Here is a 19,678-nt window from a genome sequence, read left to right on the forward strand (position 1 = left end):
CGAATAAGCAACGATCCGTCCGCCGCCGCGCGCCATACAACCGGCACAGCGCAGGCGGACAATCAGACTAATACGGGGCGCCGCAGGGCGCCCCGCACGGGTTCGACGAAGCGGCAGGGTGGTCCTGCCCCTTCCTCTCGCGCCCCAACACCGCCAATAAAGGCCAAGACATGCAAAGCCAGAACATCCGGATCCGGCTCAAGGCGTTCGATTACCGCGTCCTCGATGCGTCGACGCAAGAGATCGTGAACACCGCCAAGCGGACGGGCGCCCAGGTGCGCGGCCCGATCCCGCTGCCGAACAAGATCGAGAAATTCACCGTTCTGCGTGGCCCCCACGTGAACAAGAAGTCGCGCGACCAGTTCGAGATCCGCACGCATAAGCGTCTTCTCGACATCGTCGATCCGACCCCGCAGACCGTTGACGCCCTGATGAAGCTCGACCTCGCCGCCGGCGTGGATGTCGAGATCAAGGTATAAGGGAGGGCACCAGAAATGTTGCGCTCTGGAGTTATCGCAAAAAAGGTCGGGATGACGCGCCTCTTCATGGAAGATGGCAAGCAGATCCCGGTCACCGTGCTGCAGCTGGACAACCTTCAGGTTGTGGCTCAGCGGACGTCGGATGAGCACGGCTATTCGGCTGTTCAGCTCGGCGCAGGCACCGCCAAGGTCAAGCGCGTCAGCAAGGCCATGCGCGGCCATTTTGCCAAGGCGTCCGTCGAACCGAAGCGGAAGATCGCGGAGTTCCGCGTGTCCCCCGAAAACCTCATCGAGGTGGGCGAGGAGATCATCGCGGATCACTATTTTGAAGGCCAATACGTGGATGTGTCCGGCACCACGATCGGTAAGGGTTTCGCCGGTGCCATGAAGCGGCACAATTTCGGCGGCCTGCGCGCCACGCACGGTGTGTCGATTTCGCACCGCTCGCATGGTTCGACCGGTCAGTGTCAGGATCCGGGCAAGGTCTTCAAAGGCAAGAAGATGGCCGGTCACATGGGTGCCGTGCGCGTCACGACCCAGAACCTGCAGGTCGTCAAGACCGACAGCGACCGTGGTCTGATCATGATCAAGGGCGCGGTGCCCGGACCCAAAGGGTCGTGGGTGACGGTCAAGGATGCGGTCAAGAAACCGCAGCCCGAGAACGCGATCATGCCGGCGGCTCTGATGTCGTCCAAGCGTGAAGCACAGCGTCTGGCCGAGGAAGCCGCTGCCGCGGCCGAAGCCGAAGCCAAGGCCGCTGAAGAGGCGCGTCTGGCAGAGGAAGCCGCGCAGCAGGAAGCTGCTCTGAAAGAGGCCGAGGCCGACATTCAGGCAGACCAGTCCGGCGATGCGGCCCGTGAGAAGAAGGATGGTGACGAATGAAACTCGACGTGATCAAACTGGACGGCGGCAGCGCCGGATCGGTCGAGCTTGCGGAAGGGATCTTTGATCTCGAGCCGCGCGCCGACATCCTGCACCGCGTGGTCCGCTGGCAGCGCAACAAGGCGATGCAGGGCACCCACAAGGTCAAGACCCGCTCGGAGACGAGCTACTCGACCAAGAAGATCTATCGCCAGAAGGGCACCGGCGGCGCACGCCACGGTGACCGCAACGCGCCGATCTTCCGCAAGGGTGGTATCTACAAGGGTCCGACCCCTCGCAGCCATGCGCATGACCTTCCCAAGAAGGTGCGCGCGCTGGGTCTCAAGCACGCGCTCTCCGCAAAGGCAAAAGCCGGTGCGTTGGTCGTGATTGATGCCGCTGAGGCCGATGGCAAAACCAAGACGCTCGCGAAGCAGGTCGCCGACCTCGGTTGGAAGCGCGCTCTGGTCATCGACGGGGCCGAAGTGAACGAAGCCTTTGCCAAGGCCGCAGCCAATATCGACGGGCTCGATGTGCTGCCCAGCATGGGCGCAAATGTCTATGACATCCTCAAGCGTGACACGCTGGTGCTCACGAAGGCGGCTGTCGAAGCTCTGGAGGCTCGTCTGAAATGAGTGCGAAGGCAGAACATTACGACGTGATCCGCAAGCCGCTCATCACGGAAAAGGCCACAATGGCGTCCGAGAACAACGCCGTGGTCTTCGAAGTGGCGATCGACGCGGCCAAGCCGCAGATCAAGGACGCGGTTGAAGCTCTGTTCGGTGTCAAGGTGAAGGCGGTCAACACCTCCATCACCAAAGGCAAGACGAAGCGCTTCCGTGGAATCAAAGGCAAGCGGAAAGACGTCAAGAAGGCGTATGTCACGCTTGAAGAGGGCAACACGATCGACGTGACCACCGGTCTCTGATCCGTATCCCTCCGCAAAAAAGCAGCCCGGTCGCCTCAAGCGGCCGGGTTTTTCTTTGCCCCGGTGCCTGGGGCCGATCCTGACGACCGGTCCGGTCCGGACCGTTCGGCTAGAGCACGGTCTCCAGCAACGCGGCGACGTTGCTGCGGGTCAACGCAACCGGGTTGCCGCCACAGCTTGGATCCTTCAACGCGCCATCGATCAGCCGGTCGAGATCCGGGTTGGTGACGCCCAGTCCGGACATCCGCTGCGGAATGTCGAAGGAGGCATTGAACCGGTCCACAAAGGCACAGAACCCGTCAAAGCCCCCATCGATGCCGAGATAGCCGGACACGGCGTCAAACCGCTCTGCGATTGCGGGGCGGTTCAGTTGCAGCACTGCGGGCATGCACACGGCGTTGGTTGTGCCGTGATGGGTATGATAGAGCGCGCCGATGGGATGGCTCAGCGCATGAATGGCGCCAAGCCCCTTCTGAAACGCCGTGGCCCCCATTGCCGCCGCAGACATCATGTGCGCGCGCGCTTCGAGGTCCCCGCCATTCACATAGGCGCGCGGCAAGTTGTCGATCACCAGTTTCATCCCTTCGATGGCGATCCCCTGACTCATCGGATGGTAATGCGGGCTGGAAAAGGCTTCGACGCAATGGGCAAACGCATCGAGCCCGGTGCCGGCGGTGATTGCGGGCGGCATGCCCACGGTCAGTTCCGGATCGCAGATCACGACGCTCGGCAAGACCTTGGGATGAAAGATGATCTTCTTTTCGGCGGTTTCGGAATTGGTGAGCACAGACGCGCGCCCCACCTCCGAACCGGTCCCGGCGGTTGTGGGGACAGCGACGATCGGCGCGATGGCATCGGCATCGGCCCGCGTCCACCAATCGCCAATATCCTCGAAATCCCAGACGGGTCGCGTCTGTCCGGCCATGAAGGCGACCATCTTGCCAAGATCCAGACCGGACCCACCGCCAAAGGCAATCACCCCGTCATGACCGCCGGACCGGTAGACATCCAGCCCGGCCATCAGGTTTACCTCGTTGGGGTTCGGGTCAACATCAGCAAACATGGCGCGGCCTAACCCGGCGCGCTCCATCAGGTCGAGCGTTGCGGTGGTGATCGGCAGCGCTGCAAGACCCCGATCGGTGACCAAGAGCGGTTTGCTGATCCCCGCCTGTGCGCAGGCTTCTGCGAGCTCCGAAATGCGCCCCGCGCCAAAGCGGATGGCTGTCGGGTAGGACCAGTTTCCAACAAGACTCATGGTGTGACTTTCTTCAGGTGGTAGGATTTGGGCCGCGTCAGATTGTGATAGCCGATCACCGAAAGCCCGCCGCCGCGCCCGGTGTTCTTGCACCCGGTCCAGCACAGCCCCGGGTCGAGGTAATCCGCGCGGTTGAGAAAGACCGTGCCGGTCTCGATCCGGTCGCCCACGGATTCGGCGCGCGCCACATCCCGCGTCCAGAGGCTCGCAGTCAGGCCGTAATCGCTGTCATTCATCAGCGCGATGGCCTCCTCGTCGTCGCGCACCGGCATGATCCCGACCACCGGACCAAAGCTCTCTTCGCGCATCACCGCCATCTCATGCGTCACGCCTGTCAGGATTTGTGGCGAAAGGTAGGTGCCGCCGTCGTCTTCGGGGAAGGGGGCGATATGCGCCGTGGCGCCAGCCTTCAGCGCGTCGGCGATCTGTGCGCGCACCGTATCGGCAAAGCGTTTGTGCGCCATCGGACCAAGCGTCGTTTCCGGATCTAGCGGGTTGCCCAGCTTGTAGCCTTGGACCACCGCCACCGCCTTTTTCACAAAGGCATCGAACAGGCTCTCATGCACGTAGATGCGCTCGATTCCGCAGCAGCATTGCCCGGAATTGAACATCGCCCCGTCGATCAGCGTGTCCACCGCCGCATCGAGATCCGCGTCTTCCATGACGTAGCCGGGATCCTTGCCGCCAAGCTCTGTGCCGACACCGGTGAAGGTGCCCGCAGCGGCCTCCTCCATGGCGATGCCGCCGCCGACGGAGCCGGTGAAATTCACAAAATCGAAGGCATTTGCGGCGATCAGTTCGGAAGTGGTGTCATGATCGAGAAACACGTTCATGAACACATCCTCCGGCACGCCGGCTTCGTGAAACGCGCGCGCCATGCGTTCGCCCACGAGCAATGTCTGCGTCGCGTGTTTGAGCACCACCGCGTTGCCCGCGATGAGCGCAGGGGCAACGGTGTTGATTGCCGTCATGTAAGGGTAGTTCCACGGCGCCACGACAAGGACCACACCATGCGGCACCCGCTTGATCAGGCGTCGAAAGGTCGCGTCCTCGCCGACCTCTATGGGCGCCAGCGCGCTTTCGGCAATCTCCGCCATATGCAGCGCGCGTTCCTCGAAGCCACCAAACTCGCCGCCATAGCGCACGGGCCGTCCCATCATATGGGCAAGCTCCGGCACGATCTCGTCATTCATCGCGCCCACGGCGGCCACGCCCGCGCGCACCAGCGCGATCCGCTCCTGAAGCGGCCGCGCGGCCCAGGCGACTTGCGCGGCCCGTGCGCGCTCAACGGCGGCGGTCGCGGCCTCAAGCGACAGGGTCTCGCGCTCGGCAAACACCGTCCCGTCAATCGGCGAGATACATTTCAGCATGCTCATGCTTTCTCAAACCCTCTGGCAATCTCGTAATCGGTCACAACCCGGTTGAACTCCTCAAGCTCCCATTCCGCCGCGCGGGCGTAATGCGTCACGGTCTCCGCGCCAAACGCATCGCGCAGCATGTCGGAAGCCAGAAGCGCCTCCCGCGCGTCCCGAAGCGTGCGTGGAATGTGGTTCCTGTCGTCATCGGAATAGGCGTCGCCCGCATAGGCATCGGGGAGGGGCAGGGCATCCTCGATGCCCTTGAGACCGGCGGCCAGCATCGCCGCCATGGCGAGATAGGGGTTCATATCCGCGCCCGGCGTGCGGCATTCCACGCGCACGCCCTTCGTGCCATCGCCGCAGAGCCGGAAGGCCGCCGTGCGATTGTCCACCGACCAGACCGCCTGCGTCGGCGCAAAACTGCCCCGCGCAAAGCGTTTGTAGCTGTTGACGTAAGGCGCGAGGAACACCGTGTAATCGGCGGCATAGGTCAAGAGCCCGGCCATGTAGTGATCCATCAAGGCCGATTTGCCAAGATCCGCGCCCGCATCGTGAAAGGCATTCTCGCCATCCTTCCACAGCGATTGGTGCACATGCGCGGCCGAGCCGACCCGGTCCGCGTGCCATTTCGGCAGGAACGACGCGGCATAGCCCTGAAGATGGGCAATCTCCTTGATCCCGTGCTTGGCAATCGTGTGATGATCCGCCGTGGCCAGCGCCCCCGCGTATTTGATGTTCACCTCTTCCTGACCGGCTTCCGCTTCGCCCTTGGTGCCCTCGACAGGGATGCCCATGGCGCGCAGGTGGTTGCGGATCGGGCGCATCACCGGCTCTTCCTTGCTGGTCTGGAAGATGTGGTAATCCTCGTTATAGCGCGAGATCGGGTTCAGCGCGCGAAAGCCCCCGGCGGCAATCTCGTCATGGGTGCCCTGAAACAGGAAGAACTCCAGCTCGGTCGCCATGATCGGCGTCAGCCCCATCGCCTCGGCCCGCGCGATCTGGCGCTTGAGTACTTCGCGCGGCGCAAACGGCACGGGCGCGTGGGTGTGGTGGTCGAGCACGTCGCACAGCACCATCGCCGTGCCCTCGAGCCACGGCACCGGGCGCAGCGTGCCCAGATCGGGTTTCATGATGTAATCGCCATAGCCCGCCGACCAGCTTGTGGAGGCGTAGCCATCCGGCGTCGCCATCTCGAGATCCGTCGCCAGCAGGTAGTTGCAGCAATGCGTCTCGCCGCCGCCATCCGCCGGGAACATCTCGAGAAACGCCTCCGCATGGAAACGCTTGCCCATCAGCCGCCCCTGCATGTCGATGATGCAGGTCAGGACGGTGTCGACGAGGCCCGCCTCGATCCGGGCCTTGAGATCTTCGTAGGTCATCAGAACCCCTCAGGTCGTGATGCGCGGGCAGGGGAGCCCCACCCGCGCGATGGGTGAACCGGATCAGCCGTAGCGATAGGGGCGCCCGGCTTTCTCCATATCCGCGTTGTATTGCTTGAAGATCTCCACGACCCGCGCCTGCACCGGTCCTTCGGCTGCGATCTCGTCCCAGAACACGCGCGCGGCGGCCTCGACCTGCGCCCATTCCTCGTCCGGGATGGAGGTCAGCTGCAGCTTGTCACCATTGACGCGCAGATTGGCCTCGCCGCCCCAATACCACCACTGGCGGTAGTAATGCGACTGGTCGCAGCACACACGGAACAGCGTCTGAAGATCTTCCGGCAGCTCGTTCCAGCGGTCCATATTGGCAAAGAACGACCCCGCCCACGCGCCGGAAATGTTGTTGGTCAGGAAGTAGTTGGTCACATCCGCCCAACCGACGGTGTAATCCTCCGTGATCCCGGACCACGCAATGCCGTCAAGCTCGCCGGTCTGCACCGCAACCTCGATGTCCTCCCAGGGCAGGGTGACGGGCACAACGCCGAACTGGCTCAGGAACCGACCGGCGGTGGGGAAGGTGAAGACGCGCTTGCCCTGCAGGTCCGCAAGGCTGCGGATCGGGTCCTTCGTCGCGAAATGGCACGGATCCCACGCGCCCGCGGAGATATGCTTGACGCCGACGGCAGAGTATTGCTCGTCCCAGATCTCGTTGAGCCCGTACTGGTTGAACAGCACCGGCACATCGAGCGAGTAGCGCGAGGCAAAGGGGAAATAGCCGCCAAACACCGTGACATCGGTGGGCGAGGCCATGGAATCGTCGTCCGATTGCACCGCGTCGATGGTGCCGCGCTGCATCGCCCGGAACAGCTCGCCCGTGGGCACAAGCTGATCGGCATAGAACAGCTCGATCTGCATCCGGTCGCCCGCGATCTTGTTGAACATCTCGATGGCCGGGTCGATCACATGCGCCGCGAGCGCAGGCCCCGCATAGGTCTGCATCCGCCAGGTGATCGTGCTCTGCGCGAGGGCAGGGGCCGCCAGAGGGGCCGCCGCCGCACCAACCGCGGCTGTCGTCAGGAACTTGCGTCTGGATGTATGGGTCATGAATGATCTCCGTTGGGGTGAATGACTGTGAGCCTTTTGGCTTTCTGGTTAATTTCCGTAGACAGTTTGCGGCAACCACAGCGCGATCTGCGGGAAGGCCATGATGATCGCCAGCGCCACCACCATGACGCCGACAAAGGGGATGATGGAGCGATAGATATCCGTGAGCGCAATCTCCGGCGGCGCCATCGCTTTCATCAGGAACAGGTTATAGCCAAAGGGCGGTGTCATGTAGGCGATCTGCGTCGTGATCGTGTAGAGCACACCATACCAGATCAGGTCGAACCCGAGCGCGCCCACCAGCGGCACGTAAAGCGGCGCAACAATGACAAGCATCGCCGTATCATCAAGGAAGGTGCCCATGATGATGAAGGAAAGCTGCATCAGGATCAGGATCACCCATGGGCTCAACCCCAGCTGATCCGTGAAAAGCGTCTCGATGGCGCGCACAGCGCCCAACCCGTCGAACACCGCGCCAAACCCGAGGGCGGCGAGGATGATCCACATGAACATGCACGAGATGCCCAGCGTCTGCCTGGTGCAGCTGTGAAAGATCGCCCATGTCATCCGCCGCTTCAGAAGCGACGCGGCCAGCGCGGTCAGCGCGCCGATGGCCGAGCTTTCCACCAGTGAGGTCCAGCCGTTCACGAAGGGCACCATCATGGCCGCGAAGATTGCCAGCGGCAGCACCCCCGCCCCGAGAAGCCGGAGCTTTTCTTTGCGGGTCACGTCGTCGAGATCGTCCGCCACGGGGCCAAGCTCCGGGTTCCTGCGGCAGCGCCACCAGATATAGAGCACGAACATCGCCGCCATCATCAGCCCCGGAATGATCCCCGCGAGCCAAAGCTGCCCCACCGGCTGCCGCGCGATCATTGCATAAAGCACCAGCACAACCGACGGCGGCACAAGGATGCCCAGCGACGAGCCCGCCTGGATCACACCCGTGACCATAAGCTTGTCATAGCCGCGCCGCAGCAGTTCCGGCAGGGCGATGGTCGCGCCAATCGCCATGCCCGCCACCGACAGCCCGTTCATGGCCGAGATCAGCACCATCAGCCCGATGGTTCCCATGGCCAGCCCGCCGGGCATGTTGCCAAACCAGACATGGAACATCCGGTATAGATCATCCGCCAACCGGCTTTCCGACAATACGTAGCCCATGAAGATGAACATCGGCAGCGTCAGCAGCGGATACCAGGTCATCAGCTTCATCGCGGCGGAAAACGGAATGTCCTGCCCGCCCGTGCCCCACAGGGCGATGGCTGCGATGGCGGCAATCGCGCCGATGGCGCCAAAGACCCGCTGCCCGGTGAAGAGCATCAGCATCATCGACAGGAACATGAACAGCGCGATATGTTCCTGGCTCACGTCTTTACCTCCGGAATGTCATGCCCCGTGGCGCGCGCAAGGTCCTTGACCAGTTCGGACAGGGCTTGGAGAAGCATCAGCGTCAACCCGACAATCATCACTGTCTTGACCGGCCAGATATAGGGTCGCCACGCGGTCGAAGACCGCTCCAGCCGCCCGATCTCCTCGCTGCCGGTGACCAGCCCGGCGAAAAACTCCAGCGGCGCCATGCCCCAGTAGCCCAGCGAATAGGCCGTCGAGCCAAGCGCCCCATAGAGCAGCACGCCGAGATAGAAGATCAGGAACAGAACCGTGAACACATCGATCGCCGCCTTTCGGCGCAGCGACCAATTGCCGTAAAACAGATCCATCCGCACATGCGCGCCGCTCAAAACCGCGTAAGGGCCGCCAAGCATATAATAGGCGACCATGGTGAATTGAGCGACTTCGAGCGTCCAGAGCGAGGGGAGGAAAAAGGTCTTGGAGATCGAAGACCACAGCAGGATCCCCATCAACACAAACACCCCATACATCACCACAAGCCCGATCTTGTGGTTCAGCCCGTCAATCAGGCGCGCAAAGCGCAGCAGGGCACTCATCCGGCGGCCTCCGTCCGGCGCAACGCGGCGCGCGTTTGGTCGATCCATGCGCCCAGCGTCGTGGCCATGGCGTGCTGCCGGGCCTGATCCGGCACAAGGTCGTTCCGGATCTCGATCATCACGTTGAGCAATCCATTGGGCGCGCCGTGCAGGTCGAGCGTATGCGCGACACCATCCGCGGCGGAATACGGCTCGTTGAGCCGGGTTTCATGGCCGATGCCGGGCGGAACGGAGGCCATCATGGCCTTGGCAAAGCGATCGTCGACACCGTGCAGCACGCCAAGCTCCACCGCGCGGGTGGTCCCGCCAAAGACAGGCGTGAAGCTGTGCACCGTCACCATCAATGTCAGGCTTGCGCGATGCTCCGCAATCTGGGCCGCCAGCGTATGCCGGAAGGGGTCATAGACCGCGGCGACCCGGGCGGCGCGTGCCGCAGGTGACAGCCCGATATTACCGGGAATGTCATACTGCTCGCTTCGGGCCGGGATGGCGCTCGGCGCGTCAGGCGGGCGATTGCAATCATAGACAAGCCGCGAAACGGTGCCTTCCACGAGGATCGCGCCGGTGTCGCGCGCCAGCTGCGTTGCCACGCCCAGAGCGCCGGGATCCCACGCGATATGAGACCGCCTCGCAGCCGCATCGAGCCCAAGATTGTCCAGCGTGTCCGGGATCTGGTTGGCGGCATGTTCGCACACAACGATGACCGAGGGCGCCGGCCCGAACCGGGTCACCCGGACGGCCTCTCCGACATCGCTGATGCTGATTTCCGATTCCATTGGTCAAGGATTGACAGGCTTGTGTGACCTGTCAACGGATTTCCTGTGTGAATCTTTACCGCGGCGTATCCGCTGTGCAATTCTTGACAAGTTGCGCCGGAGAGGGACACTGGGGGCATGACCGTATCGGACCGGCTGATTGCCAATCGCGAAGACCTGACCCCGGCGGAGCGTCAGCTTCTCGATACATTGCTGGATGACTACCCGATTGCCGGGCTTGGCAGCATCACCGAACTTGCCAGGACCGCCGCGGTCTCGACCACCACCGTCGCCCGGATGCTCCAGAAAGCCGGGTTTGACGGCTTTCCGCAGTTTCAGGCCGCCCTGCGGATGGAACTCAAGGAGATGATCTCCGACCCGGTGTCGAAGCGGAAGGCGTGGCAGCACGATCTGCCCGAGGAGCACATCCTCAGCCGGTATGCCCGGCGCGGGATCGAAAACCAGCAGCGCAGCCTCGACGATGTGGACCCCGAAACCTTCGACCGGCTCTGCCACATGCTCGGAGACCCCGGGCGGACGATCTACATCGTCGGCGGGCGGATCACCGGGACATTGGCGCATTATCTCTATCTGCACCTCCAGATGATCCGCCCCAAGGTCCGGCTGGTTGCACGTGGCGGCTCCTGGCCCCATGACCTGCTCGATCTCCGGCCCGATGACGTGGTGGTGGCCTTTGATGTGCGCCGCTACGAGAACGCGACGCTCCAGATGACCCAGATGTGCCACGAACGCGGGGCCGATATCGTGCTTTTCACTGACCAGTGGCGCTCTCCCGTGCACCGGATCGCCACGCTCACCTTCTCTACCCGCATCGTTGTGCCCTCGGCCTGGGATACCTGTCTGCCGCTGCTGATGCTGATCGAATGCACCATCGCGGCGCTTCAGGAAGCGATGTGGGAAACCGTCAAACACCGCACCGACGCGCTCGAAGCGGCCTTCGACCAGACAAAGCTGTTCCGCAAATTCACCTGAGACGCCGGTCCGCACCGGCTCCGGGCAGTCCACACGTCCGGCAATCGACCTGCGCCGCGTCACCCCATGCATTGTCGGAGCCCCGGTGCCGCGGCATCACCCTTCGGCGCGGGCCTCCAGCGCCGCCACCAGCTGCTGTCCGAATTTCGAAGAGGCCACCGGCAGCGAGCGCCCTTTCATCTGGCCAAGCAGCAAGCGTCCGGGCGGCACATCCTTTCCGGACAGGGGTCTATGAGCGATCGCATCGGTTGCCCCGACATTGAGGCCGATCGGGATCTGAAACCCGACCGCGTTTTCGCGGGTCACATAATGCCGGATCAGTTCAAAGGATTCCGTTTCGACCATCGGCGAGAGCGTGCGCCCGCGTCGCGTGGCGCCCAACTCAAGAAGGTGCCGCACCCCATAGGCCGCCGAGGGCAGCACAAGCTTGTAATTCAGGCAATCGCGCAGCCGCAGCACGGGTTTCTCGACAAGGGGTTCTGTCCGCTGGAAGAGGGCATGCACCGTTTGGGGCAGGGCGTAGAGCACGTCAAACTCCACAAGGTGCACCGGTTCGAACACCAGCGCGAGGTCGCTGCTGTAGGAGGCAAGGTCACGCTCTGCTTGTGCGCGGTCGCGCACATTGACCGAAAAGGTCACGCCCGGATGCGCCGCGCGATAGAGCGCGATCTGCTCGGGAAGGAAATAGGGCAGCAAGGCCTGTGAGCAGGCGATGGAGATATGGCCGCGGCGTTCTCCGGAGAGGTCTGCCACCTGCGACTGCACGCGCGCGAGATCGGTGCGTTGAAGGCGGATATGCTGCATCAAGAGTTCGCCCGCCGGGTTGAGCCGCATGCCGCGCGGCAATCGCTCGAAGATCGGCCAGCCGAATTCCTGCTCGAAACTCTGAATGCGGCGGTTGAGGGCGGACGCGGTGAGGTTGGTGTCCTCCGCGGCCTTGCGGATCGATCCCGCGCGCACCACCGCGTCAATCAGTTCGAATGTCCTCAAGTATCTCATATCGCGCCTCGTTTGCCGTAGCGTTGCGAAAATTGCACCGGTTGGGTGCTTTTATAGCATTAGATGTGCGCGCTGTTCCAATGCAGCGTGGGGGAAATGCGATTCCATTCCTCCCAGCCAACAGCGAGGCCGCCCATGACCGCCCAGACTTCCCGCCGCAATTTTCTCAAGATGGGGGCCGCCGGCGCGTCGATGCTGCCCTTCCTGCGTGCCATGCCAGCCGGAGCGCAAGGCAGCGACACGCTGGTCGTTGTCACCGGCGCGACCATCAACAGCCTCGATCTGCACCGCACCGGGACCAGCCGGGCCTCGTATCAGGTCGGCATCAACTGCTATGACCGCCTGCTGACCTTCGGCACCAAGGAGGCGCCCGGTGGCGGGCTGTCTTACGATTACACCGTGATCGAGCCCGAGCTTGCCGAAAGCTGGACCGAATCCGACGACGGGCTGACGCTGACCTTCAAGCTCAAGCCCGACGCGACCTTCTGGGACGGGCGCAAGGTCACCGCGCAGGACGTCAAATGGTCTTTCGACCGCGCGGTCTCCGTCGGCGGTTTCCCGACGGTCCAGATGAAGGCGGGCGGGTTGGAACGCCCGGATCAGTTCATCGCCGAGGACGAAGAGACCTTTGTCATCAAGCTGGACCGCCCGTCAAAGCTCACCATCCCCGATCTCGCCGTGCCGGTGCCCTACATCATCAATGCCGTCGAAGCGCAGGAAAACGCGACCGAAGACGATCCTTGGGCGATGGAATACCTGCACACCACGCCCGCAGGCTCCGGCGCCTACAAGGTCGCGCGCTGGACGCCGGGCGAGCAGCTTGTCTATGACCGCAACGACGCCTGGGTTGGCGGACCGCTGCCCGCGGTCAAGCGCGTGGTGATCCGCGAAGTGCCAAGCCCCGCCACCCGCCGCGCGCTTCTCGAACGCGGCGACGTGCAGGTGGCCTTCGACATCCCCGACAAGGACGCCGCAGAGCTCGCCGAGACGCTCGACGTCTTCTCCACCCCGGTCGAAAACTGCATTCACTGCCTGTGCCCGAACTTCGCCTTCGAGCCGTTCCAGGACGCCAATGTCCGCAAGGCCATCGCCTATGCCGTGCCTTACGAAGACATCTTTCAGGCAGCGGCCTTCGGGCGTGGCTTGCCAATGTATGGCGGCGAGGAGGAGATCACCGACATCGCTTGGCCGCGCAAGACGCAGTATTACACCGATCTCGACAAGGCGCGCGAACTCATGGCCGCCTCCGCTTATCCTGATGGCTTCGAGGTGCCGCTCTCGATCAGCCTCGATCTGGCGTCGTGGATGGAACCCACGGCCCTTCTGGTGCAGGAAGCGCTGGGCAAGATCGGCATCACCGTCGAGATCGAAAAGATCCCCGGTGCCAACTGGCGCACGGCGGTTCTGGTTGAAAAGCGCCTGCCGCTGCATCTCGAAAATTTCGGCGGCTGGCTGAACACGCCCGATTACTACTTCTTCTGGGCCTACCAGGACGGGCACCTGTTCAACTCGTCGAACTACCGCAACGAGGAGATCGAGGATCTGGTCAACGCCACGCTGCACATGCCCATGGACGACCCCGAATACGCGCCCAAGATCAAGCGCATGTTCGAAATCGTGCTGGACGAGCTGCCGCGCATTCCGCTCTATCAACCGGCGCTCAACGTCGCCACAAACGGCGCGGAGGGCTACGAATTCTGGTTCCACCGCCAGCTTGACGTGCGCGTTCTGAAAGCGGTCTGACCCATGCTGTCGTCCCATCCCCGGCTGCGCGCGACCTTGTGGCGCGTGGCCCAATCCATCCCCGTGGTGATCGGCGTCGTGGTGATCAGCTTCCTGCTGACCCGCGCGCTGCCGGGCGATCCGGCGGTCTATTTCGCCGGGGTGGCGGCGGACGCGGCCTCGATCGAGGAAACCCGCGTCGCCATGGGGCTGGACAAACCGCTGCCGCAGCAATTCGTGCTCTATGTCGGGGATCTGATGCGTGGCGATCTGGGCATGTCTTTGTCGAGCGGGCGGTCGGTGGTCGATGATCTGGCCAACCGTCTGCCGGCGTCGCTGGAACTGACCCTGACGGCGCTGGTGCTTGCGGTGGTGATCGCAGTGCCGCTCGGCGTGCTGGCCGCAACGCGCCCGGGCACATGGGTCGACCATCTGTGCCGGGTGGTGGTCACGGCGGGCGTGTCGCTGCCCACCTTCTTCACCGGTATCCTGCTGATCTACATCTTCTATTACCTCATGGGCATCGCGCCCTCTCCGCTCGGACGGCTCGATTTCATCTACCTCTCGCCCGACCACGTCACCGGCTTCTACCTGATCGACGCGGCGCTGATGGGCGATTGGGAAACATGGCGCGGCGCGGCCAAGCAGCTTATCCTGCCCGCCTCGACGCTGGCGCTCTTCACGCTCGCACCCATCGCGCGGATGACCCGTGCCGCGATGCTCACGGCGCTGTCGTCAGATTTCATCCGCACCGCGCGCGCCGCGGGCTTGTCGAGCCGGACGGTGCTCTATCGCTACGCCTTCCGCAACGCGCTGTTGCCGGTGGTAACCACGCTCGGCATGGTCTTTTCATTCGCGCTCGGCGCCAATGTGCTGGTCGAGAAGGTCTTCGCATGGCCGGGCATCGGTTCCTACGCGGTCGAAGCGCTCGTGGTCTCCGACTACGCCGCCGTGCAGGGTTTCGTGCTGGCCATGGCGCTCCTCTTCGTGGCGCTTAACCTCGTGATCGACCTGCTTTACACCGCCATCGATCCGCGCATCGGGTTTGACGCAAAATGACCCAGGCCACCGATCCCGCCCACGCCGCTGACAGCACGCTTGGCCATGTGCTCTACGTGCTGCGGGCCAATCCGGTGACCATGCTGGCTTTCGGCATGTTCGCCTTCCTGATCCTGTCGGCCATCTTCGGGCCCGCGCTTGTGCCCTACGATCCTCTTGCCACCAACGCCGCCGCCGCGCTGCAACCGCCCTCCGCCGCGCATTGGTTCGGCACCGATCAGGTCGGGCGCGACGTGTTCAGCCGGGTGATCGTGGCAACCCGGCTTGATCTGTCGATCTCCGTGGCCGCCGTGGCGCTGTCCTTTGTGGTGGGTTCGATCCTCGGCTGCATCGCGGGCTATTGGGGCGGCTGGCTCGACAGCGTGCTCAACCGCTTTCTCGACACGATCATGGCGTTTCCGCTCTTTGTGCTGGCGATGGGCATCGTCGCGGCCCTCGGCAACACCATCGAAAACATCATCTACGCCACCGCGATCATCAACATGCCCTTCTACGCCCGGCTGGTGCGCGCAGAGGTCAACATCCGCCGCGATGCGGGCTTTGTGCGCGCCGCCAAGCTGGCGGGCAGCTCCGATATCCGCGTGCTCGCGACCCAGATTTTCCCCAACGCGCTGCCGCCGATGATGGTGCAGGTCTCGCTCAACCTCGGCTGGGCGATCCTGAACGCGGCGGGGCTGTCCTTCATCGGCCTCGGCGTCAGCCCGCCAACGGCGGAATGGGGCATCATGGTGGCCGAAGGCGCAAATTTCATCGTCTCCGGCGAATGGTGGCTGGCGGTGTTCCCCGGGCTCTGGCTGATGTTCGCGGTGTTTACCTTCAATCTTCTGGGTGACGGTCTGCGCGACATCGTCGACCCGCGCAAAAGGACGTAAACCCGATGCTGACCGTCAAGGATCTCAGCGTGATGTTCCAGACCCGGCGCGGCCCGGTCGATGCGGTGCGCGGCATCAGCTTCGAGGTGTCCAAGGGCGAGATCCTCGGCATTGTCGGCGAAAGCGGCTCGGGCAAATCGGTGACATCCTACGCGCTCATGCGCATCCTCGAGGCGGGCGGCGTCATCAAGGCGGGCGAGGCGGAATATTCCGGCATCGACCTGCGCCGCGCCGCCGAGCGTGACATGCGCGACATTCGCGGGCGCGAGATCTCGATGATCTTCCAGAACCCGCGCGCCGCGCTCAACCCTATCCGCAAGGTCGGCCACCAGATCGAGGACGTGCTGCGCCAACATGCCCGCGCCACCCGCTACGACGCCCGCGCGAAGGCCATCGCGGCGCTTGAGGCGGTCAAGATCAAGGATGCCGAGGCGCGCTATGACGCCTATCCGTTCGAGCTGTCGGGCGGCATGTGCCAGCGCATCGTCTGCGCCATCGCGCTGGCCTGCGATCCGCGACTTCTGATCGCCGACGAGCCGACCACCGGCCTTGATATCACCACGCAAAAGGCTGTGATGGACCTCGTGCGCGACCTCATCCGCGAACGTGGCATGAGCTCCATCCTGATCACCCACGACCTCGGCCTCGCCGCGCAATATTGCGACCGGATCCTCGTGATGAAAGACGGGCTGATCGTCGAACAGGGCGATCCCGTCCAGATCTTCAGCGACCCGCAACACCCCTACAGCCGCAAGCTTGTCGATGCGACCCCGCGCGCGGGAACCGGCGTGCGCAGCCTTCTGCCCGCGTCCGAACGCAAGCCCGAACCTCAGATCGCGGTGAGCGACACGCCGCTTGTGGAGGTGCGCAATCTGGTCAAGACCTATGCGGGCAAATCCGGGCCGGTCCACGCGGTCAAGGACATCTCCTTTACCGTGTTCAAGGGGCAATGCGTGGGGCTTGTGGGCGAAAGCGGCTGCGGCAAGTCCACCACCTCCGAGATCCTCGTGCGGTTGATGGATGCTACCGCCGGACAGGTGCTGTTCGACGGCGCGGATATCGCCGCCATCCCGGCACGCGGCTTTGCCCGCGACCCCAGACGCGCCCAGATCCAGATGGTGTTTCAGGACGCCACCGACAGCCTCAACCCGCGCCATTCCGCGCGCCAGACCATCGCAGAGCCGCTGCGGCGTCTGGGCGGCATGCGCGGCGCAAAGCTCGACGCCCGCATCGAGGAACTGGCCACGCTGGTCGGTCTGCCGCTGGCGCTGCTGAGCCGCTTCCCGCATCAGCTTTCCGGCGGCCAGAAAGCCCGTGTCGGCATCGCACGCGCCGTGGCGCTCGAGCCGAAATTCCTGATCCTCGACGAGCCCACCGCCGCGCTCGACGTCTCCATTCAGGCGGTTGTGCTCAACCTGCTTGTGGATCTGCGCGCCAAGCTCGGCCTCAGCTATCTCTTCGTCAGCCACGATCTGCACGTGGTGCGGCTGCTCTGCGACCACGTCATCGTCATGAAGGACGGCCAGATCGTCGAGCAGGGTGCCACCCATGACGTCATGACCCATCCGCAAAACCTCTACACCAAAACGCTTCTGGCCGCGGCGCCAAAACCGCCCGAACGCCGCCAGATCCGCGACTTCCCACATTCGGAGGACACCGATGCTCAGCACGATCCCATTCACGATGAGCGCGCTTCGTGAGGCCTATGCCGCCGGTCTAAGCCCTGTTGCCGTCATCGACGAGATCTTTGCCCGGCTTGATGCGGTGGACGATCCGGGGATCTTCATCCACCTGTGTGACCGCGAGGATCTGCGGGTGCAGGCGAACGCGCTCGGCGCCTATGATCCCGACCTGCCGCTCTGGGGCATCCCCTTCGCGGTCAAGGACAATATCGACGTCGCGGGCATCGAGACCACCGCCGGCTGCCCGGCCTATGCCTATATGCCCAAGCAGGACGCCTTCGTGGTGGCGAAGCTGCGCGCGGCGGGCGCGCTGATGATCGGCAAGACCAATCTCGATCAGTTCGCCACCGGCCTCGTGGGTCTGCGCACGCCCTATGGCGCGCCGCTCAACGCGGTCGATCCCGAGATTGTGCCCGGCGGCTCCTCGGGCGGCTCCGGCGTCATCGTCGGCCATGGCATCGTGAGCTTTTCGCTCGGCACCGACACCGCCGGGTCGGGCCGGGTGCCCGCCGCGCTCAACAATATCGTCGGTCTCAAACCCACGCTCGGCGCGCTCTCGGCCAGTGGCGTCGTGCCCGCCTGCCGCACGCTCGACACGGTGTCGATCTTCGCGCTGACGGTCGATGACGCCTATGCCGCCTTCGACGTGGCGCGCGGCTTTGACCCCGCCGATGCCTATTCCCGCAAGCTGCCTGCGGAGCCGCTGACCGCCGCGCCGAAAGGTCTGCGCATCGGCGTGCCCGACGCCGCCTCCATCGAATTTTTCGGAGACACCGCCCAGAGCGACGCCTTCGCGCGCGATATCGCCCTGCTCGAAAGTCAGGGCGCCCGTGTCGAGCCGGTCGATTTCGAGCCGCTCTACGCTATCGCGCGCATGCTCTACGAGGGCGCCTGGGTGGCCGAGCGCCACACCGTGATCGAAGACCTGCTGACCCGCGACCCCGACGCGATCCACCCGGTGACCCGCACGATCATCACCCATGCCGAAACCATGACGGCGGCGGATGCGTTCAAGGGCATCTACCGTTTGGCCGAACTCAGGCGCGCCGCCGAACCGATGCTCGACCGGCTCGACATGCTCTGCGTGCCGACGATCCCGACCTTCTACAGCGTCGCCGACCTTGAGGCCGACCCGATCACACCCAATTCGAACAACGGCACCTATACCAATTTCGTCAATCTGCTGGGCCTGTGCGGCATCGCCGTGCCGACCGCCCCGCGCAGCGACGGACGCCCGGGCAGCGTGACGCTTCTGGCCGAGGCGGGGCAGGACGCGCTTGTGGCCTCGGTCGCGCGCGGGTTCGAGACAAATTGCCCGCGCGGGTTGGGGGCGACCGCGCATCCCGTGCCGGTGCCCGCGCCGCTCCCGGAAGCCGCGCCCGATCATATGATCCTCGCCGTCTGTGGCGCGCATATGACCGGCCTTGCGCTGAACCACCAGCTGACCGACCTTGGTGCCCGGTTCGTGTCCAGCACCACCACCGCGCCAGCCTATCGGTTCTATGCGCTGGCCGGCGGGCCACCGGCCCGTCCGGGCCTCCTGCACGCAGGCGGTGGGGAGGGCGCGGCCATCGCGGTGGAGCTGTGGTCGATGCCGAAATCGGCGTTCGGCAGTTTCATGGCGGGCATCCCCGCGCCGCTCGGGATCGGGACGATCACGCTGGCCGATGGTCGCAGCGTGAAGGGCTTTCTCTGCGAACCGCGCGGTCTTGTCGGGGCCACCGAGATCACCGCGCTGGGCGACTGGCGGGCTTATCTGGCGGCACAGACCGAGCCGGCACCGGCATGACGTCGCAGGCCGAAAAGCGGCTCGCGGAGCTTGGGCTGATCCTGCCGCCCGACTGGACCCCGCGCGGCCAGTTTCTGCCGTTTCGGCGCGATGGCTCTACGGTGTATCTCTCCGGCCAGATCTGCGAATGGGACGGGCACGTGACCCATGAAGGGCCCGTTCACGAGACGCCCGAGGGGCTCGATCACGGGCGCAAGGCCGCACAGATCTGCGCGCTGAACCTGCTTTATCGGTTGCGCGCGGCCTGCGAGGGCGATCTGGATCGCGTGGACTGTGTGTTGCGGCTCGGCGGGTTTGTGCAATGCCTGCCGGGGTTCGCTCAGAGCCCGGCGGTGATCAACGGTGCGACAGAGGTCTTTGTCGCGCTGTTCGGCGAGAGCGGCTGGCACGCCCGCACCGCCGTCGGTGTCTCGGGCCTGCCGGGCAACGCCTCGGTCGAGGTGGACGCGATCATCCGGCTCAGGGACTGACGGCTCAGCGGCGGATGGCGCCCCGAG

The 19,678-nt window shown here is 64.2% G+C and carries 19 protein-coding genes; 11 read left to right on the forward strand and 8 right to left on the reverse strand.

The features are described from left to right. The first annotated feature begins 170 nt into the window (after nucleotides 1–170). From rpsJ to J1C49_RS19030, 4 genes are read left to right on the forward strand one after another with little or no spacing between them, the layout of a single operon-like run. Nucleotides 171–479 carry a 30S ribosomal protein S10 gene (gene rpsJ, locus J1C49_RS19015; RefSeq protein ID WP_007792792.1) on the forward strand — a complete coding sequence of 103 codons (309 nt, stop codon included), beginning with the start codon at nucleotides 171–173 and terminating at the stop codon, nucleotides 477–479. A gap of 15 nt (nucleotides 480–494) precedes the next feature. Beyond that, the gene (gene rplC / locus J1C49_RS19020; protein WP_227447425.1) at nucleotides 495–1,361 is read left to right on the forward strand and encodes a 50S ribosomal protein L3; all 867 of its coding nucleotides are present in this window, start codon (nucleotides 495–497) and stop codon (nucleotides 1,359–1,361) included. Next, a complete protein-coding gene (rplD, locus tag J1C49_RS19025) occupies nucleotides 1,358–1,975 on the forward strand; it encodes a 50S ribosomal protein L4 (protein ID WP_227447426.1) in 618 nt (205 codons plus the stop codon). The genes rplC and rplD overlap by 4 nt, the downstream gene beginning before the upstream one ends. Continuing rightward, nucleotides 1,972–2,268 carry a 50S ribosomal protein L23 gene (locus J1C49_RS19030; RefSeq protein ID WP_227447427.1) on the forward strand — a complete coding sequence of 99 codons (297 nt, stop codon included), beginning with the start codon at nucleotides 1,972–1,974 and terminating at the stop codon, nucleotides 2,266–2,268. The genes rplD and J1C49_RS19030 overlap by 4 nt, the downstream gene beginning before the upstream one ends. Nucleotides 2,269–2,377: 109 nt before the next feature. On the opposite strand, the gene J1C49_RS19035 is transcribed toward J1C49_RS19030, so the two are convergent. From J1C49_RS19035 to J1C49_RS19065, 7 genes are all read right to left on the reverse strand, one after another. After that, entirely contained in the window at nucleotides 2,378–3,523 is a 1,146-nt protein-coding gene (locus J1C49_RS19035; RefSeq protein ID WP_227447428.1) for an iron-containing alcohol dehydrogenase, read from the reverse strand. Further along, nucleotides 3,520–4,899: an aldehyde dehydrogenase family protein gene (locus tag J1C49_RS19040; RefSeq protein WP_227447429.1), complete on the reverse strand. Its 1,380-nt coding sequence runs from the start codon at nucleotides 4,897–4,899 to the stop codon at nucleotides 3,520–3,522. The genes J1C49_RS19035 and J1C49_RS19040 overlap by 4 nt, the downstream gene beginning before the upstream one ends. Further along, nucleotides 4,896–6,260: a glutamine synthetase family protein gene (locus J1C49_RS19045; RefSeq protein WP_227447430.1), complete on the reverse strand. Its 1,365-nt coding sequence runs from the start codon at nucleotides 6,258–6,260 to the stop codon at nucleotides 4,896–4,898. Before J1C49_RS19045 ends, J1C49_RS19040 begins: the two co-directional genes overlap by 4 nt. Nucleotides 6,261–6,323: 63 nt before the next feature. Beyond that, complete coding sequence (locus J1C49_RS19050; RefSeq protein ID WP_227447431.1) at nucleotides 6,324–7,364, reverse strand: TRAP transporter substrate-binding protein; 1,041 nt, start codon at nucleotides 7,362–7,364, stop codon at nucleotides 6,324–6,326. A 48-nt stretch (nucleotides 7,365–7,412) separates the two neighbouring features. Then, nucleotides 7,413–8,732 carry a TRAP transporter large permease subunit gene (locus J1C49_RS19055; protein ID WP_227447432.1) on the reverse strand — a complete coding sequence of 440 codons (1,320 nt, stop codon included), beginning with the start codon at nucleotides 8,730–8,732 and terminating at the stop codon, nucleotides 7,413–7,415. After that, entirely contained in the window at nucleotides 8,729–9,310 is a 582-nt protein-coding gene (locus J1C49_RS19060) for a TRAP transporter small permease subunit (RefSeq protein ID WP_227447433.1), read from the reverse strand. Before J1C49_RS19060 ends, J1C49_RS19055 begins: the two co-directional genes overlap by 4 nt. After that, nucleotides 9,307–10,086, reverse strand: a complete 780-nt coding sequence (locus J1C49_RS19065; RefSeq protein WP_227447434.1) for an N-formylglutamate amidohydrolase — start codon at nucleotides 10,084–10,086, stop codon at nucleotides 9,307–9,309. Before J1C49_RS19065 ends, J1C49_RS19060 begins: the two co-directional genes overlap by 4 nt. Before the next feature lie 117 nt (nucleotides 10,087–10,203). Here J1C49_RS19065 and J1C49_RS19070 point away from each other — a divergent pair, with 117 nt between their 5' ends. Continuing rightward, complete coding sequence (locus tag J1C49_RS19070) at nucleotides 10,204–11,058, forward strand: MurR/RpiR family transcriptional regulator (protein ID WP_227447435.1); 855 nt, start codon at nucleotides 10,204–10,206, stop codon at nucleotides 11,056–11,058. A 96-nt stretch (nucleotides 11,059–11,154) separates the two neighbouring features. On the opposite strand, the gene J1C49_RS19075 is transcribed toward J1C49_RS19070, so the two are convergent. Next, nucleotides 11,155–12,057, reverse strand: coding sequence for a LysR family transcriptional regulator (locus tag J1C49_RS19075; RefSeq protein ID WP_227447436.1), 903 nt, complete (start codon nucleotides 12,055–12,057; stop codon nucleotides 11,155–11,157). 135 nt (nucleotides 12,058–12,192) lie between these two features. Here J1C49_RS19075 and J1C49_RS19080 point away from each other — a divergent pair, with 135 nt between their 5' ends. From J1C49_RS19080 to J1C49_RS19105, 6 genes are read left to right on the forward strand one after another with little or no spacing between them, the layout of a single operon-like run. Continuing rightward, on the forward strand, nucleotides 12,193–13,800 hold the full coding sequence (locus tag J1C49_RS19080) for an ABC transporter substrate-binding protein (protein ID WP_227447437.1): 1,608 nt from the start codon (nucleotides 12,193–12,195) through the stop codon (nucleotides 13,798–13,800). Nucleotides 13,801–13,803: 3 nt separating this feature from the next. Then, nucleotides 13,804–14,838 (forward strand): ABC transporter permease, encoded by a 1,035-nt coding sequence (locus J1C49_RS19085; protein ID WP_227447438.1) that lies wholly within the window; start codon nucleotides 13,804–13,806, stop codon nucleotides 14,836–14,838. After that, nucleotides 14,835–15,710: an ABC transporter permease gene (locus J1C49_RS19090; RefSeq protein ID WP_227447439.1), complete on the forward strand. Its 876-nt coding sequence runs from the start codon at nucleotides 14,835–14,837 to the stop codon at nucleotides 15,708–15,710. Before J1C49_RS19085 ends, J1C49_RS19090 begins: the two co-directional genes overlap by 4 nt. 5 nt (nucleotides 15,711–15,715) lie before the next feature. Then, nucleotides 15,716–17,410 carry an ABC transporter ATP-binding protein gene (locus J1C49_RS19095; protein WP_227447440.1) on the forward strand — a complete coding sequence of 565 codons (1,695 nt, stop codon included), beginning with the start codon at nucleotides 15,716–15,718 and terminating at the stop codon, nucleotides 17,408–17,410. Then, nucleotides 17,370–19,181 (forward strand): allophanate hydrolase, encoded by a 1,812-nt coding sequence (gene atzF, locus J1C49_RS19100; RefSeq protein WP_227447441.1) that lies wholly within the window; start codon nucleotides 17,370–17,372, stop codon nucleotides 19,179–19,181. Before J1C49_RS19095 ends, atzF begins: the two co-directional genes overlap by 41 nt. After that, nucleotides 19,178–19,651, forward strand: a complete 474-nt coding sequence (locus J1C49_RS19105) for a RidA family protein (RefSeq protein ID WP_227447442.1) — start codon at nucleotides 19,178–19,180, stop codon at nucleotides 19,649–19,651. The genes atzF and J1C49_RS19105 overlap by 4 nt, the downstream gene beginning before the upstream one ends. The last annotated feature ends 27 nt before the right edge of the window (nucleotides 19,652–19,678 follow it).

The sequence above is a fragment of the Cognatishimia sp. F0-27 genome (assembly GCF_020667845.1).
Classification (GTDB): domain Bacteria; phylum Pseudomonadota; class Alphaproteobacteria; order Rhodobacterales; family Rhodobacteraceae; genus JAFMPQ01.

Excerpts from the sequence above, each read along its gene's own strand:
- J1C49_RS19105 (WP_227447442.1), top strand. The coding sequence starts at position 19,178 with ATGACGTCGCAGGCCGAAAAGCGGCTCGCGGAGCTTGGGCTGATCCTG.
- rplD (WP_227447426.1), top strand. The coding sequence starts at position 1,358 with ATGAAACTCGACGTGATCAAACTGGACGGCGGCAGCGCCGGATCGGTC.
- J1C49_RS19040 (WP_227447429.1), bottom strand. The coding sequence starts at position 4,899 with ATGAGCATGCTGAAATGTATCTCGCCGATTGACGGGACGGTGTTTGCC.
- J1C49_RS19075 (WP_227447436.1), bottom strand. The coding sequence starts at position 12,057 with ATGAGATACTTGAGGACATTCGAACTGATTGACGCGGTGGTGCGCGCG.
- rpsJ (WP_007792792.1), top strand. The coding sequence starts at position 171 with ATGCAAAGCCAGAACATCCGGATCCGGCTCAAGGCGTTCGATTACCGC.
- J1C49_RS19045 (WP_227447430.1), bottom strand. The coding sequence starts at position 6,260 with ATGACCTACGAAGATCTCAAGGCCCGGATCGAGGCGGGCCTCGTCGAC.
- J1C49_RS19035 (WP_227447428.1), bottom strand. The coding sequence starts at position 3,523 with ATGAGTCTTGTTGGAAACTGGTCCTACCCGACAGCCATCCGCTTTGGC.
- J1C49_RS19090 (WP_227447439.1), top strand. The coding sequence starts at position 14,835 with ATGACCCAGGCCACCGATCCCGCCCACGCCGCTGACAGCACGCTTGGC.
- J1C49_RS19085 (WP_227447438.1), top strand. The coding sequence starts at position 13,804 with ATGCTGTCGTCCCATCCCCGGCTGCGCGCGACCTTGTGGCGCGTGGCC.
- J1C49_RS19065 (WP_227447434.1), bottom strand. The coding sequence starts at position 10,086 with ATGGAATCGGAAATCAGCATCAGCGATGTCGGAGAGGCCGTCCGGGTG.
- rplC (WP_227447425.1), top strand. The coding sequence starts at position 495 with ATGTTGCGCTCTGGAGTTATCGCAAAAAAGGTCGGGATGACGCGCCTC.
- J1C49_RS19050 (WP_227447431.1), bottom strand. The coding sequence starts at position 7,364 with ATGACCCATACATCCAGACGCAAGTTCCTGACGACAGCCGCGGTTGGT.
- J1C49_RS19095 (WP_227447440.1), top strand. The coding sequence starts at position 15,716 with ATGCTGACCGTCAAGGATCTCAGCGTGATGTTCCAGACCCGGCGCGGC.
- atzF (WP_227447441.1), top strand. The coding sequence starts at position 17,370 with ATGCTCAGCACGATCCCATTCACGATGAGCGCGCTTCGTGAGGCCTAT.
- J1C49_RS19070 (WP_227447435.1), top strand. The coding sequence starts at position 10,204 with ATGACCGTATCGGACCGGCTGATTGCCAATCGCGAAGACCTGACCCCG.
- J1C49_RS19060 (WP_227447433.1), bottom strand. The coding sequence starts at position 9,310 with ATGAGTGCCCTGCTGCGCTTTGCGCGCCTGATTGACGGGCTGAACCAC.
- J1C49_RS19030 (WP_227447427.1), top strand. The coding sequence starts at position 1,972 with ATGAGTGCGAAGGCAGAACATTACGACGTGATCCGCAAGCCGCTCATC.
- J1C49_RS19080 (WP_227447437.1), top strand. The coding sequence starts at position 12,193 with ATGACCGCCCAGACTTCCCGCCGCAATTTTCTCAAGATGGGGGCCGCC.